Origin of the sequence: Mesorhizobium newzealandense, assembly GCF_042682145.1 — a bacterium.
In the GTDB taxonomy this organism is placed as follows: domain Bacteria; phylum Pseudomonadota; class Alphaproteobacteria; order Rhizobiales; family Rhizobiaceae; genus Mesorhizobium; species Mesorhizobium newzealandense.
This window is the reverse complement of record NZ_JBHUGZ010000003.1, coordinates 36,148-55,640: the sequence shown is the minus strand read 5'-3', so window position 1 is coordinate 55,640 and position 19,493 is coordinate 36,148. Positions and strand designations below refer to the sequence as shown.

18 protein-coding genes and 2 pseudogenes are annotated in these 19,493 nt (G+C 59.9%); 10 read left to right on the top strand and 10 right to left on the bottom strand.

The genetic code is table 11. The features are described 5' to 3' along the window. Positions 1–89 precede the first annotated feature (89 nt). From ACFSOZ_RS06855 to ACFSOZ_RS06845, 3 genes and pseudogenes are all read right to left on the bottom strand, one after another. Positions 90–844 (bottom strand): annotated as a pseudogene (locus ACFSOZ_RS06855) (IS5 family transposase). Between the two features lie 87 nt (positions 845–931). Next, on the bottom strand, positions 932–1,165 hold the full coding sequence (locus ACFSOZ_RS06850) for a hypothetical protein (protein WP_379095135.1): 234 nt from the start codon (positions 1,163–1,165) through the stop codon (positions 932–934). A 420-nt stretch (positions 1,166–1,585) separates the two neighbouring features. Beyond that, on the bottom strand, positions 1,586–2,305 hold the full coding sequence (locus ACFSOZ_RS06845; RefSeq protein WP_379095132.1) for a Crp/Fnr family transcriptional regulator: 720 nt from the start codon (positions 2,303–2,305) through the stop codon (positions 1,586–1,588). Between the two features lie 134 nt (positions 2,306–2,439). Here ACFSOZ_RS06845 and ACFSOZ_RS06840 point away from each other — a divergent pair, with 134 nt between their 5' ends. Beyond that, positions 2,440–2,742: a DUF6894 family protein gene (locus tag ACFSOZ_RS06840; protein WP_379095129.1), complete on the top strand. Its 303-nt coding sequence runs from the start codon at positions 2,440–2,442 to the stop codon at positions 2,740–2,742. 315 nt (positions 2,743–3,057) lie between these two features. On the opposite strand, the gene ACFSOZ_RS06835 is transcribed toward ACFSOZ_RS06840, so the two are convergent. Then, entirely contained in the window at positions 3,058–3,282 is a 225-nt protein-coding gene (locus tag ACFSOZ_RS06835; protein WP_379095126.1) for a hypothetical protein, read from the bottom strand. Between the two features lie 412 nt (positions 3,283–3,694). Between ACFSOZ_RS06835 and ACFSOZ_RS06830 the strand changes: the two genes are divergently transcribed. Continuing rightward, positions 3,695–4,036, top strand: coding sequence for a c-type cytochrome (locus ACFSOZ_RS06830; RefSeq protein WP_379095123.1), 342 nt, complete (start codon positions 3,695–3,697; stop codon positions 4,034–4,036). A 1,054-nt stretch (positions 4,037–5,090) separates the two neighbouring features. On the opposite strand, the gene ACFSOZ_RS06825 is transcribed toward ACFSOZ_RS06830, so the two are convergent. From ACFSOZ_RS06825 to ACFSOZ_RS06805, 5 genes are all read right to left on the bottom strand, one after another. Then, complete coding sequence (locus ACFSOZ_RS06825; protein ID WP_379095120.1) at positions 5,091–5,981, bottom strand: acyltransferase family protein; 891 nt, start codon at positions 5,979–5,981, stop codon at positions 5,091–5,093. Between the two features lie 24 nt (positions 5,982–6,005). Then, the gene (gene istB / locus ACFSOZ_RS06820; protein ID WP_379095118.1) at positions 6,006–6,818 is read right to left on the bottom strand and encodes an IS21-like element helper ATPase IstB; all 813 of its coding nucleotides are present in this window, start codon (positions 6,816–6,818) and stop codon (positions 6,006–6,008) included. Beyond that, on the bottom strand, positions 6,808–8,337 hold the full coding sequence (gene istA, locus ACFSOZ_RS06815) for an IS21 family transposase (protein WP_379095250.1): 1,530 nt from the start codon (positions 8,335–8,337) through the stop codon (positions 6,808–6,810). Before istA ends, istB begins: the two co-directional genes overlap by 11 nt. A gap of 102 nt (positions 8,338–8,439) precedes the next feature. Beyond that, a complete protein-coding gene (locus ACFSOZ_RS06810) occupies positions 8,440–9,003 on the bottom strand; it encodes a hypothetical protein (RefSeq protein ID WP_379095115.1) in 564 nt (187 codons plus the stop codon). Beyond that, the gene (locus ACFSOZ_RS06805) at positions 9,000–10,283 is read right to left on the bottom strand and encodes a tyrosine-type recombinase/integrase (RefSeq protein ID WP_379095112.1); all 1,284 of its coding nucleotides are present in this window, start codon (positions 10,281–10,283) and stop codon (positions 9,000–9,002) included. The genes ACFSOZ_RS06810 and ACFSOZ_RS06805 overlap by 4 nt, the downstream gene beginning before the upstream one ends. Before the next feature lie 353 nt (positions 10,284–10,636). Here ACFSOZ_RS06805 and ACFSOZ_RS06800 point away from each other — a divergent pair, with 353 nt between their 5' ends. Continuing rightward, the gene (locus ACFSOZ_RS06800) at positions 10,637–11,290 is read left to right on the top strand and encodes a hypothetical protein (RefSeq protein WP_379095109.1); all 654 of its coding nucleotides are present in this window, start codon (positions 10,637–10,639) and stop codon (positions 11,288–11,290) included. Between the two features lie 371 nt (positions 11,291–11,661). Then, positions 11,662–12,039, top strand: coding sequence for a c-type cytochrome (locus tag ACFSOZ_RS06795; RefSeq protein WP_379095107.1), 378 nt, complete (start codon positions 11,662–11,664; stop codon positions 12,037–12,039). A gap of 869 nt (positions 12,040–12,908) precedes the next feature. Here the strand turns inward: ACFSOZ_RS06795 and ACFSOZ_RS06790 are convergent. After that, complete coding sequence (locus ACFSOZ_RS06790; RefSeq protein WP_379095104.1) at positions 12,909–13,130, bottom strand: hypothetical protein; 222 nt, start codon at positions 13,128–13,130, stop codon at positions 12,909–12,911. Between the two features lie 747 nt (positions 13,131–13,877). On the opposite strand from ACFSOZ_RS06790, the pseudogene ACFSOZ_RS06785 reads away from it, so the two are divergent. From ACFSOZ_RS06785 to ACFSOZ_RS06760, 6 genes and pseudogenes are all read left to right on the top strand, one after another. Next, positions 13,878–14,351 (top strand): annotated as a pseudogene (locus ACFSOZ_RS06785) (beta/alpha barrel domain-containing protein); the annotation flags it as partial. Positions 14,352–14,507: 156 nt separating this feature from the next. Continuing rightward, on the top strand, positions 14,508–15,449 hold the full coding sequence (gene bioB, locus ACFSOZ_RS06780; RefSeq protein ID WP_379095246.1) for a biotin synthase BioB: 942 nt from the start codon (positions 14,508–14,510) through the stop codon (positions 15,447–15,449). Next, the gene (locus ACFSOZ_RS06775) at positions 15,446–16,585 is read left to right on the top strand and encodes an 8-amino-7-oxononanoate synthase (RefSeq protein WP_379095101.1); all 1,140 of its coding nucleotides are present in this window, start codon (positions 15,446–15,448) and stop codon (positions 16,583–16,585) included. The genes bioB and ACFSOZ_RS06775 overlap by 4 nt, the downstream gene beginning before the upstream one ends. After that, positions 16,582–17,217, top strand: a complete 636-nt coding sequence (bioD, locus tag ACFSOZ_RS06770; RefSeq protein ID WP_183459551.1) for a dethiobiotin synthase — start codon at positions 16,582–16,584, stop codon at positions 17,215–17,217. The genes ACFSOZ_RS06775 and bioD overlap by 4 nt, the downstream gene beginning before the upstream one ends. Next, positions 17,217–18,482, top strand: a complete 1,266-nt coding sequence (locus tag ACFSOZ_RS06765; RefSeq protein ID WP_379095098.1) for an adenosylmethionine--8-amino-7-oxononanoate transaminase — start codon at positions 17,217–17,219, stop codon at positions 18,480–18,482. The genes bioD and ACFSOZ_RS06765 overlap by 1 nt, the downstream gene beginning before the upstream one ends. Beyond that, positions 18,479–19,462: a beta-ketoacyl-ACP synthase III gene (locus tag ACFSOZ_RS06760; RefSeq protein ID WP_379095096.1), complete on the top strand. Its 984-nt coding sequence runs from the start codon at positions 18,479–18,481 to the stop codon at positions 19,460–19,462. The genes ACFSOZ_RS06765 and ACFSOZ_RS06760 overlap by 4 nt, the downstream gene beginning before the upstream one ends. Positions 19,463–19,493 lie beyond the last annotated feature (31 nt).

The window sequence follows — 19,493 nt, the reverse complement described above, 5'->3', positions numbered from 1 at the left end:
CGAGATGCAACCGTAGGCGAGCGGACTCCCTCGCCTCCATCCGACTTGGCTGCGTTTTTATGAGTTCACGCCCTAGGCTGAATCGACATTCATCGCATCCATAACATTGCGCAAGCGAGTTGGATGAAGCTGAGGAAATGGATGGCGCGTCGGTCGTAGCGTGTGGCTATGTGTCTGAAGTGCTTGAGTTTGTTGAAGCACCGTTCGATTAGGTTGCGCATTTTGTATGCTTCGAAGTCGTAGGGGATCAGCTTCCTGCGGGTCGGATTGCAGGGGATGACAGCCTCGGCTCCCATCCCGGCGACGATGGCGCGCAGGGCGTTGCTGTCATAGGCCTTGTCGGCGAGGACACGTTTGGCCTCGAGCCCTTCGAGCAAGGCGGGCGCTTGGGTAACATCGCCCCGCTGGCCAGGCGTCAGGATCAGTCGCAGCGGGCGCCCTCGACCGTCCACCGCCATATGGATCTTGGTAGTCAATCCTCCTCGGGAGCGCCCCAAAGCCTGGTTTTGGTCCCCCCTTTTCCTGTCGCTGCCTGCTGATGAGCCCGGACCAGTGTGCTGTCGAGCATCACGTAGTCGTTGTCCGGATCATCGATCAGATCGGCGAACACGCGATCCCAAACTCCGGCTTTTGACCAGCGGCTGAAGCGCTGATGCAGCGTCTTCCACTTGCCGTAGCGCTCGGGAACGTCGTGCCAGTGCGCTCCGGAGCGCAGAACCCAAAGCACGCCGTTTACAAAGAGGCGATTGTCCCGACCGCTGCGCCCGGGATCACCAGCCTTGCCAGGCAACAGACCTTCAATACGCTGCCATTGCTCGCTGCTCAGTTCATATCGCCGTGCCATCCATCGCTCTCCAGACCGAATCTGGAAGCCTATGAATCATGCATCAACGCAAATTTGAATCCTGAATGTCGATTGGTCCTAGGGCGGCTAACAGTTGGATGGCGAGGAAAGCACCAGATGAGCGTGCTCGACCAGCGCCTGCTTGTCGGCCGGAAGCTTGCGGAACTGCCGCACAGTCATGCCGCAGCCGAAGGCGAGTATGGCGACGCCGCGGTCTGCGCGCTTGACGCGTTTTATCCTGTGCCACTGCCACATGCTCGGCAGGCGATAGGTGCCGACGTCCTCGATCTCGACTTCGGTGAAGGGAGCCCTGGCCAGCATCGCGCGCCTCGATATGGGAGAACGCAGGGATATTGCATAAGTCGGCGCTTATGAGCAAGGTTCAGCGACTCGCGTTCTTACCGGTTTGTCCGGAGCAAGCCGTCAACTTTTCGACGAGCGTGCCACAATCCGCGCTTCCCGCACAATGGAAGCTCGGTCATGTCCGACAAGCGATACAATTTCTCGTATCTGTGCTTCTGAGGCGCCGGTTTCCCGGGCGAGCGCCGCTACAGCTTCCCCGTTCAAACCGGGTCGTCCTGGCCTCTATCGCCATTTTCTCCTGCGCCTCCGTTTGGGGCAGGAGTGCGATGTTCGCTCCCAAGCGTCATCGCCCTTAAAAATTGCCGACGATGAGCATATTGTATGCTTTCGAACCTCGTTAGCCAACGAGAAAGCTGCCCCGCCGATCTCGCAGCCGCGTTAGCGCGGTTCACGCATCATGCTCAGATAAGTCGGGTCGAATTCGGCAACTTCCTGCAGGCGGTGCCAGTCGAGAATTGTCACCGTATAGTTCGACCAGGTAACGACCCCGCTCTGGCGAAGGGCCCCGATGACCCGGTTCATATGTACAATCGACAGGCCGAGCACGTCAGCCAGTTCAGCCTGTGAGAGCGGCAAATGGAAACTCATGTCCGTAGTGTGCTTGACCACCTGCAATCTCACAAAGAGCTCGCATACGAGATGGGCCAGATGAGAGATCTTGGAACGGCGCCCCATCGCGACAATCCATTCGCGGTGGATGGCGCCGTCAACCAGCGTATCCAGCCAGAGCAATCGAGTGAGGTGCGGTGCTTGCTCGGTGATCGCACGAAGCTTGCTGTGATCGGCAAATATGACGTGGCAGGGTGACAGCGCCACGATGCCATGGTCCATCGTCTTCAGCAAAAAAGCATGAAGATCAACAAAATCACCTGGCACCTGGAGTGAAGTGAATTGCCGACCGCCATCCTCTAGAACCTTGTACCGCGCGGCCAGGCCGTCGAGGATCAACGTGCTATAGGTTGGTCTTGATCCGGAAGACACGATGTCTTGGCCGGTGGCAAAGCTTCGCTCGAAGGTCATAGCACCTGACAGCAATGCCTTCTCGGCGTCGGAAATGGCGTCGTGCTGACCAAGGTTCAGGTACAGGGATTCTAGCATGGCAACCGCCTCCAGCTCAGGGCTTTGAAGCAGATCGCCAATTGGAAGCAAAGGCGGCTTCGACAGCACCTAGTCCGTCGGAAGTTGACGGGCATTAACATTTGATATGATGCGCTTTTTCGGGAGCAAAAGCGATGGCACTTGGAACCACCTCTTCGCCGGCGAATTTAGGCTTGGAATCGCTGACGGGTAGCAGGAACATGCCGCGCTATTATCTCGACCTCTACAATGGCGACGGTCTGACAGTCGACAGGGAGGGCCAAGTCTTCGACACGCGCGAGCGTCTCCGGCGCGAAGCAATCCGCATACTACCTGATATCGTTCGTGACGAGATACTCGAAGCCGACCGTACCGCGATCACCGTAAAGGTCCGGGACGAAGACGGACGCCAGGTGTTTGAGGCATCTCTCGTAGTTTCATCGGGATGGTGTGATTGAATGAGCGGGTTTTTGCGCATTGGGCCGAGCGTCGGTTTATGTCAATGAGAAAAGCGGATCGTCTATTTCGATGCTAACTACGCCTAAGATGCCTCCAACTGTGTTCACTGGATCGCTACAAGCCAACCCGGCTGCTCTGGCAGCAGGCCAAACCGCTCCCGATTGGCTAGGGGAGGACCAGATGGTGATTAACGAGTGACGAGGCAAATGACGTTAGGCTCTCGCATCCCGCTGTTCGTCACCCACGGGCGCGGTCGAAGGCGCTCATCCGAAAGTCGGCTTCCAGTCGCGGTTGCACCATCCCCTACCGCTGGGTCAGCTAGGTAGCTTGATGAAGTCTTTGCGGCGCGCGCGTACCGCAGCCAGCAATTCAGCATCATCCTCGGTGGCGCCGCTCAGAAAGATGGCCAGCACGGTTGACGCCAGGATCTCGCCATCCACGTAGTCAGCCCCGGCCTCGGCCCATATCTGGTCGAATACACACTGACAGGTCTCTAAATCTTCCGGGTTTAGGATTTGGCTTTGCGGGATACGTAGCAACTCTGCCTCGCTCTAAAATGGGGCGAGAGTGCAGGCTAGTCTCCCAAGCGGCGATTGCCCCTCACGAGCGCCGACCAAGATAAAATACGCTTTATGGCGCATTTCGCGAGTCCTCAGATAGCCCCGCCAGCGCGCGTTTCCCGCCGCCGTCCTCCTACACCGCCGAAGCGCCTTGCGCGTCCTGGCGCCCGCCTGGGGCCGCGCTGGGAGATCAGGAGGACAAGCCAAGCTTGCCGAAAAACACCGCGGTCTTGGTGGGGTCTCAAACTTTGATACCCTTTGGCAGTCGGCACTGCTTTATCGTTCTACACAATCCCCAATTGCTGGACTCGCGCGCTGCACCGGCAGTTAATCTACGTCAGGCCAAAGGCATTCAGATTGAACATGTTCGTCAACCGATGGGAGGACTTCGATGATCAATAGCATGCGTGGTTTGATCCTTGGCCTGGCTGCCCTCGTCGTCACCTCGTCATTTGCGCAGGCAGGGGGCGACATCACCGCCGGCCGGAAAGTCATGACGCAATGCCAAGTGTGCCACGGCAAGGATGGCATCGGCAAGCTGTCTTACACGCCCAATATCTCCGGGCAGAAGTACGAGTATCTCGTCCACTCGCTGATGGCTTACAAGATCGGACAGCGCAAGAGTCAAATGATGTCGTCGGTCGTCAAGAACCTGAGCGATGAAGACATCGCCAATGTTGCGGCTTACTATGCTGCGATCAAGATTACCGTCGAAGCGCCGCCTGACAAGTAACCTTGCGGGACCGTGGCTGTTGCCCTGGATTGGATTGCGGTCAAACTGTCCAAACCAAGGAAGCGTCCCGCGCCTCCTGGCGCCTCTCGCAGGGCCGCTTCCTGCCCCCGTCAGTCCGCCAAGCCGGCGTCGTGGTGGACGATGGCGTCAAGGATGTGGCGTTTATAGGGAGTGCTCAAGTTGCCGGCCTCGATCAGACGATCGCCCGACCTTCCTTTTTCTTCCGCACAGGCTTCGATGCTGGCGGGATCGTCGCTTGCTGCAATCTGAGGTCTCTCAAGCGAGCGGTCTTGGCTTCTCTCGCTTTACGTTCGGCATCAATGACCAGGCGCGACTCCCGGTCAGCCCTCGCATCTCTATCCGCGTCCACTTGGCGTCTCACTAACAAGCCTCCGCAGCGGTGGCCCGCGCCGATTTGCAGCGGACGCGGGCGGACCAAGGTCATGCCGAACTTTGGCTAGCAGCCGACCGCTGAAGAACCGGCTGCCGGCGATTCAATTAGCTTGCGCTTAAATGGTTCCGGGATCCATGCACCAAAGGCCTATTTCGTTCTCGCTAATGTAAGCACATCATAAGCCGCCCGGCGGAGGATGGTTCTCGGCTGTCGCGACAATTTGCCCCCAAAGCGCGATCGCGGCAGCCGGGGGGCCGCCCCTCAACGGCGGGAGCCGGGCCGCCCAAACCTTTCGGCTTTCGGGTCAGTTTTTGATTTTCGCTCATCTGGCGCTTTTTCTCTGATCGCGCTCAGGCGGCCGTTCTTCTCGACTGCGCAAGATAATGAAACTGAGTTTAGGCGTGTCGCTTCCCCTTATGGGGCGGCGTATCAATCGCGAAATTGCCGCGGCGGCTTGGGCGTAGATTTGCAACTCCACGTTCTTGCGCGTGTCAGACGCTCCGCAATTGGGACAACCCACATGTTCATTTGCCTGACGGATCAGAGGAACTCTGCAGCGCGAGCAGCCGATCTGAGACATGTCAAGGTTCATCCGAGGGACTCGCAATTTCGGTGCCACCCTGATGTGTCTGGCGCCTGCCGACCGCCGGGATGGCGAGTTTAGATCGCCAGTTGAGCCGTGCGGCGGCGCTGCATGGGCTTTTCAATGAAGGCGTAAGAAAGAGCAGCGATCGGAACCGACAGCGCCACGGTCGCCGCCAAAACCACGCGCCAGTCATCGCTATAGAGCATGGCGGCTCGGGCGATCGGAAGATGCCAGAGATAGAGCGAGTAGGAGATCAGCCCGACCCAGGCGAGAGGCCGCCAGGAGAACACCTTGTTGATGATGGTCCCCTCACTCGCGACAAGGCTTATGATCAGACCAGCGGCAGCCAGATCAATGGTCGGCTGCACGTAGGCCATCATCACCGCGTCCTGCCAAAGCACGACAGACAGGAACAGCAGCAAGGTGGTTGAGGCCAACCCGACCATCTCGGCCATCCGCCCCTTGAGCGCGAACCCGCCTGCCGCAATGGCGCTGCCGAGGATCAGGCCGCTCAGTCTCATGTCGAAGCGAAACGCCGTTTGCGCGAAGTCATGAAAGTAGATGCCATTGCCCAGCCGCCACAGAGTCACCGCCGCGAACATCAAAAGCAGCGCCCTCGTTCGAATGCGAGGACCAAGCCAGAAGACCACGATCGGCCAGATCAGGTAGAACTGCATTTCGACCGACAGCGACCATGTGTGGCCAACGATCGGCACTTCTTTCCCGAACATGTCAGTCAGGTAGAACGCCGCCAGAAACAGCACCAGAAGGGTCGGCACATCCGGCCAGAGCATCGGCACGATCACGGCGGCTGCCGCCAACATGACCAACAGCGGAGGATATAGCCGTTTCGCCCTGCGCTTCAGGAAGCGCATGACGTTGATCGTGCCGTCACGGTCACGTTCCTTGAATAGGATCGACGAGATCAGATAACTGTTGATTTCCACCGAGAACTGACCCGGCATTTTCACCGAGAATTGACCCGCCTCTCATGTATGTTTCGGTTCGGTGTTGACGGTCAAGGTTCTGGCTTTCTCCTTCGCTTTTTTCGGCTCGTGGGCTGAGCTGTTCTTGAACCGGAAGCTGTCGTTTCCAGTTTCGAGGATGTGGCAATGGTGCGTCAGTCGGTCGAGAAGTGCGGTCGTCATCTTGGCATCGCCGAAGACACTCGCCCACTCGCTGAAGCTGAGGTTTGTGGTGATGATGACGCTGGTGCGTTCGTAGAGTTTGCTCAGCAGATGGAAGAGCAGTGCTCCACCTGATGCGCTGAACGGCAAATAGCCGAGCTCATCCAGGATCACGAGATCGGAATGCACGAGGCGATTGGCGATCTGGCCGGATCGTCCCTGTGCCTTTTCCTGTTCGAGCGCATTGACCAGTTCGACAGTCGAGAAGAAGCGAACCCGTTTGTGATGATGCTCAATAGCCTGCACGCCGAGAGCGGTCGCAATATGGGTTTTGCCTGTCCCTGGGCCGCCGACGAGCACGATGTTGTGGGCGTCATCGATGAACTCGCCGCGATGAAGCTGACGCACCAGGGCCTCGTTGATGTCACTGCTGGTGAAGTCAAAGCCGTTGAGATCGCGATAGGCTGGAAAGCGTGCCGTCTTGAGCTGGTAAGCTGTAGACCTGACCTCCCGTTCCGCTGTCTCGGCCTTCAGCAGTTGCGACAGGATCGGAATGGCGGCTTCAAACGCCGGCGCTCCCTGTTCGGTGAGTTCGCCTACAGCTTGCGCCATGCCGTGCATCTTCAGGCTCCTGAGCATGATGACGATTGCGCCGCTGGCAGGATTATGACGCATGGCGGACCTCCAAAGCCTTCCTCAAGGCGTCGTAGCGCTCGACGTTGGCCTTCGGCTCATTGGTAAGCGCCAAAGCCTGAGGAGCACTGATGGTCGGAGGCGTAAGCGATTTGCCGTCGACGAGGCGATGGAGCAGATTCAGCACATGCGTCTTGGTTGGAACACCGGCCTCCAACGCCATCTCCACAGCCAGGAGCACCGCCTGCTCGTCGTGCTGAAGGACAAGTGCCAGGATGTCGACCATCTCGCGATCGCCGCCCGGCTTCTTGAGCAAATGTTGCTGCAGCGTCCTGAATGCATCGGGAAGTTCAGCAAAGGGTGCTCCGTTGCGAAGGGCGCCGGGTTTGCGCTGAACGACAGCCAGATAATGCCGCCAGTCGTAGACCGTCTGGCCAGGCCGATCATGTGAGCGATCGATGATGCGGCGATGCTCACAGAGGATCAGACCCTCTGCAGCGACAACGATGCGATCTGGATAGACCCGAACGCTGACAGGCCGATTGGCAAAGGATGCAGGCACGCTGTAGCGGTTACGTTCCAGATGGACGAGGCAGGTCGGAGAGACCCGCTTGGTGTATTCGACAAACCCGTCGAAGAGACGAGATGTCGGCATCAGAGTCCGGGCTTCTTCGGCCCAGATGTCATCGATGGTTCCTCGCATCCGGCCATGCGGCGTCTGCTGCCACAGTTCTCGGCAACGCCGCTCAAGCCATTCGTTCAGGGCATCCAGCGATGGAAAGCGTGGAAGCGGTTGCCAGAGCCGATGACGTGCATCCTGAACATTCTTCTCGACTTGCCCTTTCTCCCAGCCGGATGCTGGATTGCAGAACTCGGGTTCGAAGAGGTAGTGGCTGGCCATCGCCATGAAGCGCACATTGACGTCGCGCTCCTTGCCTCGTCCGACCCTGTCGACCGCCGTCTTCATGTTGTCGTAGATGCCGCGGCGGGGAATCCCGCCAAAGACTCGGAAGGCATGGTTGTGTGCGTCAAACAGCATCTCGTGCGTTTGCAGCGGATAGGCTCGAACGATGAAGGCGTGGCTGTAACTCAGCTTCGTATGCGCCACCTGCAGCTTGGTGCGCTCATTGCCGATGATCGCCCAGTCCTCAGACCAATCGAACTGGAATGCTTCCCCAGGCTCGAACGCAAGCGGCACGAATGTCCCGCGCCCTGTCGTCTGTAATTCCCTCTGCAGATCCGCCTTCCACTCCCGGGCGAAAGCAGCAACACGACCGTAAGACCCCTCATAGCCAAGGCTCAGCAGATCGGCATGGAGCTGCTTCATCGTGCGTTTCTGCTTGCGGTTCTTTTTGGCTTCCGTCCTCAGCCAAGCCGACAAACGGTCGGCGAAAGCGTCAAGTTTGCTCGGCCGATCCGCCACCTTGAACTTCGGCTCTACGTCATCAGAGCGCAGATATTTGCGGATGGTATTCCGGGACAGGCCGGTCCTGCGGCAAATCTCCCGGATCGATAGATGCTCTCGAAAATGCCAGCGTCGGATTACGCTCAATAACGCCATGTCGATCACTCCAAAGCCCCCGCTAACGTGCAGGGGTGGTTCAAACATGGGTCAATTCTCGATGGAAATATCCTGTGTTGCCGGGTCAGTTCTCAGTGGCAATCAACATATAAAGCCTCCGCGTTGGCGTGCTGCTCGCCGTCTTGCCCAAATCTTCTCTACAGAACGCTCCGCGATATCCACGCGCAACGATTCGAGCACGTCGGCAACAATCGAACAAGCCGATTGATGGTCATCCTCATGGTCCTCATTTTGCGTTGCTGAAAAGCCGGCCTTGCGGGCAATTTCGACCGCATGGAAAATTGCATCGTCTCGGTGCAGGTTCGTTATTGGATGCCGACCGCGCCGGAAGGCTTGCGGCTGTTTCCGCCTAGCAATGTCGAGAAGATATTTTTGAACGCTGTTGGGAAGCGGTATCGCCCGATCGGTTAGATGTGTCGCGACTTCGACGATCGCATCATACGCTATCTGGTCTCCGGCTTCTGCCATTTCAACGACGCGCCCGGCATCTCCGCTCTCGTAATAGTCATGCGGCTCGACGGGGTCCAAGCCGCACATCCAGATAAGGGCGAATCTCAGTCCTCTTTTGCTTGCACCCGGATCCCTCAGCCACGGATGAGTTTCCAGATAGGCGCGAACGGCAGCTGGAGCCTCGGCAGGGGTCATTTGCTTGCCTTGCTTATTGAGACGACGTCGGCGCCACCCTTGATGATTGACTCCAGCCGATCCGCCCAACGCTCCAGCGCCTCGCGCTTTTCCTTCGCATAGTCATATCGGGCATAGACGCGGCTGGTGATGCTGGCCTTTGTCGCCGAGACATGATTCAGCACGTGCCCGATGATGAACGGCGAAATGCCGATTTCCTCCATGTGAGTTGCAGCCGACCTCCGAAGGTCGTGCGGCGTCCAAGGGGCAATGCCCATGATGATCGACACGCCCCGCTTGATCACCTCCTCACGCTTCACAGCCTTGGGGATTGAAGCACCGGTGACCGCAGATCGGCTTCCGGGTCCGGGGAAAATGAAAGGTGTTGGCGTCCTGTCTTTCCGATCGTCCAGCGCGTCGACTGCCGCAATCTGTTCGCGGATGATGGCGACGGCCGTGGCGGACAGCGGCACGACATGCTCGCGCTTATTCTTCGCCCTGGCCGGGGGTATGGTCCACAAGCGCTGATCGAGGTCGATCTCATCGCGGACCATGCCGGCGACCTCGCCCACGCGCTGCGCCGTTACAAGGCAAAGGCGGAGAATGCGCCGGGTCGATTCTCGCATGTCGGCGTCGGGCAGCGCTGCCCACATGGTTTTGATTTCGCCGGCCGAAAGTACGCGGTCGCGCTCGGCCGTCTCGGTCGGTCGCCTCATGCCCTCCACAAGGTTCTCGTCGAGGTCGCCGCGTCCGCGCGCCCACCGGACCATTGCCCGCATATCCTCGAATATGCGGTTTGCCTCGACGTGCGCGCCCCTGTCCTTGACGGCATCAATGCAGCGGGTCAGGTCGCGGCGATGAAGGTCAGCCAATTTGATCGTGCCGATGATCTCGGAAACGTTCTTGCGGAGGCGTCGCGCAATCTCGTCGCCGGATCGCTTGGTCGAGGCATGGCGGGCCACGTAATTGTCTATGAGGTCAGAAACCGTCTGAGATGCCGCCAGCGCACGTTTCTCGACGAGCGGATCGTGGCCATCGCCGATGCCGCCGCGCCCTTCCCTCGCCTTCTCCCGCGCCTTGCCTAGCGTCAGTTTTGGGTCGCCTTCGCCATACCGCCCAATCTTCATACGGGCTCGCTTGCCATCGCCCGGCCGCGTGTAGTTCAGATAAAAAGCCCTCGTACCAGCTGGCGACGCCCGCAGGCTCAATCCCTTGACCACTGTGTCGAAGTAATCAGTCTGTTTTCCATCCACGGCCTTAGCCGTTTGGCAGAACCTGTCGGTGAGTTCGATTGTTGGCATTTTTGGCGCCCAGCGAGAAACCGGTTTCGATTAGGTACGCCAATAGGTACGCCAATACATGCGCTTTGTCGATACGCCATGCGACAAGCCGCAACAATGTGCACCGTTGAATGCCTTACGTGGTATGGAGTTTGACCGTTTCAGGCTGTCGCAGGGCATTGCAGGAGGATGTAACGGCAAGCCTCTGTTAACCGGTTGGTCGCTGGTTCGAATCCGGCCCGGGGAGCCAAATCTTTGCAAGCACTTAGCGAAGCCCTCAAACCGAAAATTTTTCGGTTATGTACGGCATATGTACGCTGCGCTCCTGCGCTTTCCGATTTGGCGCCTGCCGTGGTGTGATGGAGCAGTCGGTTATGACGAACCCCCTAAAGGGCCGGATCAAGGCCATTGAGAAACTCGAAAAGGAGTTCATCAAGAAGGCTGCGGTCCATCTTGATGACGGCGACATGTATCTCATCCACATGTTTCTTCTAGGAGCTGCTCAGCGCACCCTATGTCAGTCTCGCGGTTTCCGGCATCTGATTGAGAGCAAGAACTTTCCATCCGCGACCGTCCTGCTGAGGACTCAAATCGACACGGCGATGCGGATGAATGCTCTGCCCCTCATCCAAGATCGTGAAAGCAGCATGAAAAGGTTGATGGCGAACGAGGTCCAGTTCGACAGGTTGACCACTATGGATGGAGGAAAGCAGGAGCGCCTCACGGACGCCTATCTCAGGAAACGCCTTTCGGCCGAGCATCCCTGGATCGACAAGGTCTACACTGAGACTTCCGACTTTGTTCATTTGTCGTTTCGTCACCTGTGGACTGCAGTGGCGGGTGTAGAGGATGAAACTAGAACCGTTCGCTTCGCCCTCTCAGGCATGGACGCTCAGCGTCCTCAGTCTGATTATTTTGAGGTCTGCGATGCCTTCGCCGCCGTCTCGAAACTCGCTTATACGATGATCCTAGCTTCTTGGGGTCCGGTCCGGACTCCGCAAGAGAATCCTGATCAAGACGCGGCCTGATTTCCGCGACCTGATCGGGTCCGGTGCCAATTGCGGCGCCGGGGTGAGGTTGCTGAAGCCGGCGCCGACCACTCATCTGCCTGACGGCGAAGCCGGCATCATCGACAACAGCGAAATGTAGGCGCGATTGCGGAGTGTATCGTTTTACACAATCCCCAATTGCTGGACTCGCGCGATGTACCGGCAGTTAATTTCTGCGTCAGGCCAAAGGGGGAAAAAGGAAAAAAGCGTACAGTCTGCAAGTTCGTCCGCCTCTTACGGCACCGGACGCTTGGGAGCCAACTCAGGTGCTCCTCGCCCTCTTAGCGGAGACTGAAATGGCAAAAGACCATTCAGATTGAACATGTTCGTCAACCGATGGGAGGACTTCGATGATCAAGAAACTTACTCGACACGTCCGGGCGGAATGGTCAACCTGCCGTGGTCTTCAGGGAGTGACCCTTGGCCTGGCTGCCCTCGTCGTCACCTCGTCATTTGCGCAGGCAGCAGGCGACAGCATCGCCGGCCGGAAAGTCATGACGCAATGCCAAGTGTGCCACGGCAAGGATGGCATCGGCAAACTGTCTTACACGCCCAATATCTCCGGGCAGAAGTACGAGTATCTCGTCCACTCGCTGATGGCTTACAAGATCGGACAGCGCAAGAGTCAAATGATGTCGTCGGTCGTCAAGAACCTGAGCGATGAAGACATCGCCAATGTTGCGGCTTACTATGCCGCGATCAAGATTACCGTCGAAGTTCCGCAGTGAACACGCTGACGACGTAGGTTGTCACCGGCTTGTGGGCCATCTTTTCCCCTGGCCACTGAAAGCCCGCGCCGCTTGCGGGCAAGCGCGGGCCGATCGGGCGATGCAGGCCCGATCTTCGGCAGGGGAGCGGGTGAGCATCACCTGCCGCAGGCGAGAAACTGTTAGATGTCGCTAATGTTCCGCCAAGCGCCAGAGGGCCGCACCTGATCAAACCGCAAATTTTGCGGAATGAAGCCCGCTGCCTAACGGTGGCGGGCCTCTTCAAGGCACGAGAACGCGAGGTACCCACACTCATGGCACTTGAACAAATTCTGGTCTTCTCTCCCGTGGCCAACCATGGGCTCCTGCCTTGCTCGCCATATCCAGCAGCGCGGGCATTGAGGCGTATCGTCTATAAGGGGCTGATACGTATCTAAGCGGGCACCCGCAGCGACCTTGTTGTCCAGATCGGATTCCAGTTTTGCCTTGGCTTCATCGTGCAGGTCCAGCCTGCGCCTTAAGTCTCCGGCCTTCTTCTTCTCGTCGAAAGCCAACCGTTCGGCGTCGCGCGTGAGGGTTTCCCTGAAGCGGACCATTGCTGATGGAGTGCAATGACGCATGCGGAATGCAAGATGGCCCTATGAGGTACACCCGAATGAGGTACAGCGGGCCTCACGGTGGCGGGCCTTTCAATTTAAGTCGCACACGGCCATTTGAATTGCGGCGCGGGCTGTAGCTCCTTACGTGCCAGCCATGAACAAGGCGAAGCTCACGATCTGGATCGTGCTGGCAGTGCTGATCGTAGTCGGCATATATCTGTTTTTACAAGCGGACGCGCCCGATTGGTCATCGCGCATCTGATCCCGCTACCCAGCCGTAGGGGGGCTAATTCACCGGACCTGTCCCGAACCATTGAATGAACGGCGCATCTTGCCGGTGATATCCTTGACCGTCTTCAACCGCGCTTCGTGGGCACGCTGGAGTGCCCGGCAATGCTCGCTGCTGGGCGATAGAAGCGGCTGGACGATGCTCTTATGAAGCCGCTCCGCCTCCGTCAGAAAACGGTCGATTTCAGCCTGTGAAAGCTGCTTGTGACGTTTGGTCCTGGCCATAGGCGAACTCCGTTGAAGGGTCGCCGCAACAGAGGATTATATTCCTCGTCTCGATCTCACTGGCAAGGGCCTATCTCTACCAAGGTCGGCATAAGGCGGAACAAACTTCAAACGCATGCACTGACTCGCAAACCCGCGATTCAATTAGCATGTGCTGAAATAGTTCCGGAAAATGAAAAAAGCCCGTTGCCTGTCCTCAAAAGAGGGGTAACGGGCTGAGGTTATGGAGGGCGATTAAGCCCATAAGAATTGTAATTCGGAATGCGGCTCTTGTCGTTAAGTCATTGCCCATCGTCTGCGGTTGTGGACTATCTGTGGATAATTCACTCGGTGCCCTCTTGCCCGCTCCGTCGCGCATCTTCAACCGTAGCGCAATTGGAAAGCCCCACTCAGGAAGAAATCGATGCTTGCTAAGAGAACCGCGATTGCTCTGCTGTCCTGCCTGGCCATTTCGGGCTGCGGTATGGCCAAAGCTGCGAGGGAAACCGGGCAGACGTTCGACAAGTATGGATGTCTTGCTCGTGACTTCAAAGGCCAGCCCCCCTGCGAACCTGAAAATGCAGCAGCGCCCTGACGAGGGAGGCGGTGCCGGGCGGCATCGATCCTCGCGTCGATCAGAGATTGGAACGTCCAGCCCTTTGCCATCGGAACGCCGATAGTTAGGCGGGTTGCTGGCCGGCGGGCGGCGCCGCACCCAAGGAGGCGAGTTGTTCGCTGAGCAACCGGCTTACGATGTCATGCAGTGGCGGCTATGGCGCGAAGATCGTCTGCACGCGCAAGACGACGCCTGAATTGCGAGCCGTCGAAAAATACGCCGTCCGAGCAAGTGGCGGATCCAATCACCGCTTCGGCCTCGACGACGCGATCCTGATCAAGGACAACCACATCGCCATCGCCGGCGGAATTCGCCCTGCAATCGAACGCGCGCGAAGCAGCGTCGGCCATCTCGTCAAGATCGAAGTCGAGGTCGACACGCTGGCCCAACTGGAAGAGGCCATGGCCCTCACCCCCGACGCCGTCCTGCTCGACAACATGTCGGTCGACGAGCTGCGCCAGGCGGTGGCCATGGTTGGCGGCCGCGCCACAACCGAGGCGTCGGGCAGGATCACCGCCGCGATTGCGCCAGCCGTTGCCGCAACCGGTATCGATCTGATTTCCATCGGCTGGTTGACTCACAGCGCGCCGATCCTCGATATCGGCCTGGACTACCGTCAGCCTTGACCCTCGAGGCTGACCATCTAGCCTACCCAGCTTCTTTCGACCGTGTCCGCCATTTCAAAGGCGCCTGTGTCGCATAACGCAAGGAACAGGATGGAAATGCACGCAGCGATTTCGGAAAAGACCCAGCCTGAAGTTCAATCCGTCGACGGCGGCCGGATGTGGACCCTGGAAGAAGCCCAGGCCCTCCACGATGCGCCCTTCAACGACCTGCTGTTTCAGGCGCAGACCGTGCACCGCCAGAATTTCGATCCCAACAAGGTCCAGCTCAGCCAGCTTCTCAGCATCAAGACCGGCGGATGTCCGGAGGATTGCGGCTATTGCAGCCAGTCGGCCCATCACGAAACCGGCCTGAAGGCGTCGAAGCTGATGGAAGTCAGGCGCGTCATCGCCGAAGCGACCAAGGCGCGCGATGCCGGCGCCACCCGCTATTGCATGGGCGCCGCCTGGCGCAATCCCAAGGCGCGCGACATGGATGCGGTGGTAGCGATGGTCGAAGGCGTCAAGGCGCTGGGCATGGAGACCTGCATGACGCTCGGCATGCTCGATCTTGAGCAGACCGCTCGTCTGAAACAAGCCGGTCTCGACTATTACAACCACAACATCGATACGTCGGAACGCTACTACAGTGAGATCATCAGCACGCGCAGCTTTGCCGACCGTCTGGAGACGCTCGAGCAAGTGCGCCAATCCGGCATCAAGGTCTGCTGTGGTGGCATTGTCGGCATGGGCGAAGAGCCGGTGGACCGGATCGACATGCTGGTGACGCTGGCCAACCTGCCGGAACATCCGCAAAGCGTTCCGATCAACATGCTGATCCCAATCGCCGGCACCCCGCTTGCCGAAGCCAGGCCCATCGAGCCGATCGAATTCGTGCGCGTGATCGCCCTGGCGCGCATCATGATGCCGAAATCGCATGTCCGTCTTTCCGCCGGCCGCACCGCCATGACCGACGAGATGCAGGCGCTGTGCTTCTTTGCCGGCGCCAACTCGATCTTCGTCGGCGACACGCTGCTGACGGCGGACAATCCCGGCGAAGACAAGGATAGTCTGCTGTTCCGGCGTCTCGGCATCGAGCCGATGGAACGCGAGGCGCAATGAACGGGGCACCGCTTGCCCGCTATGACGCGACCTTGCAGGGACTGGCGCGCAAGGACCGGTTGCGGACACTGTCGCCGCGCGCCGGGCTCGACTTCTCGTCGAACGACTATCTCGGCCTTGCCGTCTCCAAAAGACTTGGCGACGCGGTTGCGGCGGCGATTGCGCGGGGCACGCCGGTCGGCGCGACCGGATCGAGGCTGTTGCGCGGCAACGCGCCGGAGCATGAGCAATTGGAGGCGGACGCAGCGGCGTTCTTCGGGACCGACCGCGCGCTGTTCTTCGGCAGCGGTTACATCGCCAACTTCGCTCTGCTGACCGCGCTGCCGCAGAAGGGCGACCTGCTCGTCCTCGACGAACTCGCCCATGCCAGCATGCATGAGGGGGCGCAGGCCGGACGCGCCCAGTTCGTGTTGGCCGCGCACAACGACATCAATGCCGTCGAGGATGCGATCACGCGCTGGCGCGCCGATGGCGGCATCGGGCGCGTCTGGATCGCGGTCGAAAGCCTCTACAGCATGGATGGCGATCGCGCGCCGATGGAGAGCCTCGTCGAGCTAGCCGATCGGCACGACGCATTCCTCGTCGTCGACGAGGCGCATGCCACCGGCGTCTGGGGACCGGATGGCCGGGGGCTCGCCGCCGCGTTCGAGGGCCGCGACAACATCGTCGCGCTCCACACATGCGGCAAGGCACTGGGCGCCTCCGGTGCGCTCGTCACTGGGCCGGGAACGCTGTGCGACTATCTCATCAACCGGTGCCGGCCATTCATCTACGCCACCGCGCCATCGCCGCTGATGGCGGTCGCGGCGCGCGAAGCGCTCGCCATGCTGTCGGACGAGCCCATGCGCCGCGTTCAGCTGCAGGATCGCGTTGCCCTCGCGGGCCGCCAATTGGCCGAGCGCTGCGGCGTGACGCCCAGCGGCTCGCAGATCCAGCCATTTGTCATCGGCGAGGTCAGGCGCACCATGGCGGTGGCGGCGGCACTGCAGGCGCGCGGCTTCGACATTCGCGGCATTCGTCCGCCGACGGTACCGGAGGGCACGTCGCGACTGCGCATTTCGCTGACGCTCAATGTCGACGAAGCCGACATTTCGGCGATGGTCGAGGCACTTGCCGAGGTGCTGGGCTCGGCATGACCAAGCGCATCGTCATCACCGGAACGGACACCGGCATTGGCAAGACAGTATTTTCGGCGGGGCTCGCCGGCCTGCTCAATGGCTTCTACTGGAAGCCGGTGCAATCGGGCCTCGACGAGGAGACCGACAGCGAGGTCGTTGCCCGGCTTTCCGGCTTGCCTGCTGGGCGCGTCCTGCCGGAAGTTTACCGTCTGAGGATGCCGCTTTCGCCGCATCGATCAGCCGAAATCGACGGCGTCGCGATCGAGGCGGCCAAGCTCTCACTTCCAGTCCTACCGGGTCCGCTCATCATCGAAGGCGCCGGCGGGCTGATGGTGCCGCTCAACCGGCAGACAAGGTTCATCGATATTTTCCGGGAATGGCAACTGCCGGTCATCCTTTGCGCGCGCACCGCGCTCGGCACCATCAATCACACCCTGTTGTCGATCGAGGCGCTGCGGGCCCGCTCCATCCCGCTCATCGGCCTCGCCTTCATTGGCGAGGAGGTGGCCGATACGCAAAAAACAATCGTGGAATTCAGCGGCGTGCCACAGCTCGGGAGACTGCCCCTGCTCGATCCGCTGACGGGTGAAACGCTGAGGGATGCGATGGTTGCCGGCTTTGACCTCGCCTCGATTGCGGGAGGCGAATGATGTCGCAGTCCAGTGTGTGGCATCCGTTCACGCAGCACGCGCTTGAGCCCGTGATCCCTGAAATCGTCCTGACGGAGGGAGCCTATCTCCACAAGGCTGACGGCACGCGTATCCTGGATGCCATCTCCTCCTGGTGGGTCGTCACCCATGGCCACCGCCACCTCCGCATCATGAAGGCTATCGAGACGACCGCGTCGAGCCTCGACCAGATCATCTTTGCCGGCTTCACGCACGAGCCGGCAGAGCGCCTGGCCAAGGCACTTGTCGGCCTCGCTCCCTCCGGCCTCGACTGGGTGTTCTATTCCGACAGCGGCTCGACCTCAGTCGAAGTGGCACTGAAGATGGCGCTTGGGTATTTCGGCAACATCGGCGCACCGCGCTCGCGCATCGTCGTCATGGAGCACAGCTATCATGGCGACACCATCGGCACGATGAGCGTTGGCGCCCGCGGCGTGTTCAACGCCGCCTACGAGCCTTTGCTGTTCGAGGTCGACACCATCCCCTTCCCGGCCGCTGGGCACGAACAGGAAACGCTGGATTGTTTCGAGGCCGTCAGCCGTGACCGACGCGCCGCCGCACTGATCGTCGAGCCGCTCGTGCTCGGCGCCGGCGGCATGCTGATGTATCCGGCCTGGGTTCTCACCGAACTGAAGAAGATCGCCGAGGCCTCCGGCACGCTGCTGATCGCCGACGAGGTGATGACCGGCTGGGGACGCACCGGGACCATGTTCGCCTGCGAGCAGGCGTCCATCTCTCCGGACATATTGTGCACCTCGAAGGGCCTGACAGGTGGTGCCATCCCGCTGGCGGCCACGCTCGCCACTGATGCAATCTTCCAGGCTCATTATTCCGAGGACCGGAAGAAGACCTTTTTCCACTCGAGTTCCTACACCGCCAATCCGATTGCATGCGCGGCAGCCCTCGCCAATGTCGAGATCTGGCGTGATGAGCCCGTGGCCGAGCGGGTCGCGGCCCTGAGCGCGAGACAGGCCGCCGGGCTTCGGCGCTTTCGCGACAATCCGTTCTTCACCGACAGCCGGACAACCGGCACGATCGCAGCGCTCGATCTGCACGCCGGCTCAGCCGGCTATCTGGCCGAGATCGGGCCGAAGCTGCGCGCATTCTTCCTCGACCAAGGGCTGCTTGTGCGCCCGCTCGGCAATGTCCTCTATCTGCTACCGCCTTATTGCATCACCGGCGACGAGCTCGACCGGCTCCATGACGCAATCGAGGAGGCCGGTGAACGCTTCGGCTCAAAGCCATGAGCAGGTCGTCGCGCATTCTCGGGTTCGGCCATCGTGCGCCCGGGCGCAAAGTGGAGAATGCCGAGATCGAGAACAATCTCGGCCTCGATCCGGGTTGGATCGAACGGCGCACCGGAATTCGCTCGCGCTTCTGGGCAACGGACGAAGACACGCTGTCTGGTCTTGCCACGCAGGCTGGCGACATGGCGCTGGCGAACGCCGGTATTGACCGCAGCGACATCGGGCTGCTGTTGCTTGCCACTTCGACGCCCGATCACCTTCTGCCACCCAGCGCACCCCTGGTCGCGCACAAGCTAGGCCTTGGCCGCACGGGCGCGGTCGATCTGACCGGCGCCTGTGCCGGTTTCATCTATGCGCTGATGTTTGCTGATGGATTCACCCGCCTGCACGGCAAACCAGCGCTGATCATCGCCGCCAACATCCTCAGCCGCCGCATCAATCCAGCCGAGCGCGCAAGCTCGGTCCTTTTCGCCGATGCCGCCGGCGCCCTGGTTATTGGTCCGTGCGAGAACCCCTATCAGGGCATTCTCGGCGCTTCGGTGGATTCGGACGGCTCACGCTATGGACTGATCCAGATACCCGCTGGAGGAAGCAACGCGCCGTTCCATGACGGGCTCGACCTTGCGCAAACCCGCATGACGATGACCGACGGCCGGGAAGTGTTCGCCAGGGCTGTCGAGATGATGACCGATTGCTCGACAAGCGCACTCGCCGCTGCCGGAGTGCGACCACAGGATGTCGGCAGGTTCGTGCCGCATCAGGCGAATGCCCGCATTTTCGATGCGGTCGGCAGGAACCTCGGCATAGCAGATCAAGCGATCGTCAAGACGATCGCCGACTACGGCAACTCTTCCGCCGCGACCATCCCACTGTCGCTCTCGCTGGCCAATCAGACAGAGCCATTCCGGCGTGGCGAGAAGATCCTCCTGGCAGCAGCAGGTGCGGGTCTCAGCGGCGGTGCGCTCGTGGTCGGAACTTAGCCGAGTGGCGAACGCCAACAGCGACATCCTC

Coding starts and splice junctions, on each gene's coding strand:
- ACFSOZ_RS06805 (WP_379095112.1), bottom strand. CDS start 10,283: ATGCCAACAATCGAACTCACCGACAGGTTCTGCCAAACGGCTAAGGCC.
- ACFSOZ_RS06795 (WP_379095107.1), top strand. CDS start 11,662: ATGATCAAGAAACTTACTCGACACGTCCGGGCGGAATGGTCAACCTGC.
- ACFSOZ_RS06790 (WP_379095104.1), bottom strand. CDS start 13,130: ATGGCCAGGACCAAACGTCACAAGCAGCTTTCACAGGCTGAAATCGAC.
- bioD (WP_183459551.1), top strand. CDS start 16,582: ATGACCAAGCGCATCGTCATCACCGGAACGGACACCGGCATTGGCAAG.
- istB (WP_379095118.1), bottom strand. CDS start 6,818: ATGCGTCATAATCCTGCCAGCGGCGCAATCGTCATCATGCTCAGGAGC.
- ACFSOZ_RS06810 (WP_379095115.1), bottom strand. CDS start 9,003: ATGACCCCTGCCGAGGCTCCAGCTGCCGTTCGCGCCTATCTGGAAACT.
- ACFSOZ_RS06840 (WP_379095129.1), top strand. CDS start 2,440: ATGGCACTTGGAACCACCTCTTCGCCGGCGAATTTAGGCTTGGAATCG.
- bioB (WP_379095246.1), top strand. CDS start 14,508: ATGTGGACCCTGGAAGAAGCCCAGGCCCTCCACGATGCGCCCTTCAAC.
- ACFSOZ_RS06775 (WP_379095101.1), top strand. CDS start 15,446: ATGAACGGGGCACCGCTTGCCCGCTATGACGCGACCTTGCAGGGACTG.
- ACFSOZ_RS06825 (WP_379095120.1), bottom strand. CDS start 5,981: ATGCCGGGTCAGTTCTCGGTGGAAATCAACAGTTATCTGATCTCGTCG.
- istA (WP_379095250.1), bottom strand. CDS start 8,337: ATGGCGTTATTGAGCGTAATCCGACGCTGGCATTTTCGAGAGCATCTA.
- ACFSOZ_RS06845 (WP_379095132.1), bottom strand. CDS start 2,305: ATGCTAGAATCCCTGTACCTGAACCTTGGTCAGCACGACGCCATTTCC.
- ACFSOZ_RS06800 (WP_379095109.1), top strand. CDS start 10,637: ATGACGAACCCCCTAAAGGGCCGGATCAAGGCCATTGAGAAACTCGAA.
- ACFSOZ_RS06765 (WP_379095098.1), top strand. CDS start 17,217: ATGTCGCAGTCCAGTGTGTGGCATCCGTTCACGCAGCACGCGCTTGAG.
- ACFSOZ_RS06760 (WP_379095096.1), top strand. CDS start 18,479: ATGAGCAGGTCGTCGCGCATTCTCGGGTTCGGCCATCGTGCGCCCGGG.
- ACFSOZ_RS06830 (WP_379095123.1), top strand. CDS start 3,695: ATGATCAATAGCATGCGTGGTTTGATCCTTGGCCTGGCTGCCCTCGTC.
- ACFSOZ_RS06850 (WP_379095135.1), bottom strand. CDS start 1,165: ATGCTGGCCAGGGCTCCCTTCACCGAAGTCGAGATCGAGGACGTCGGC.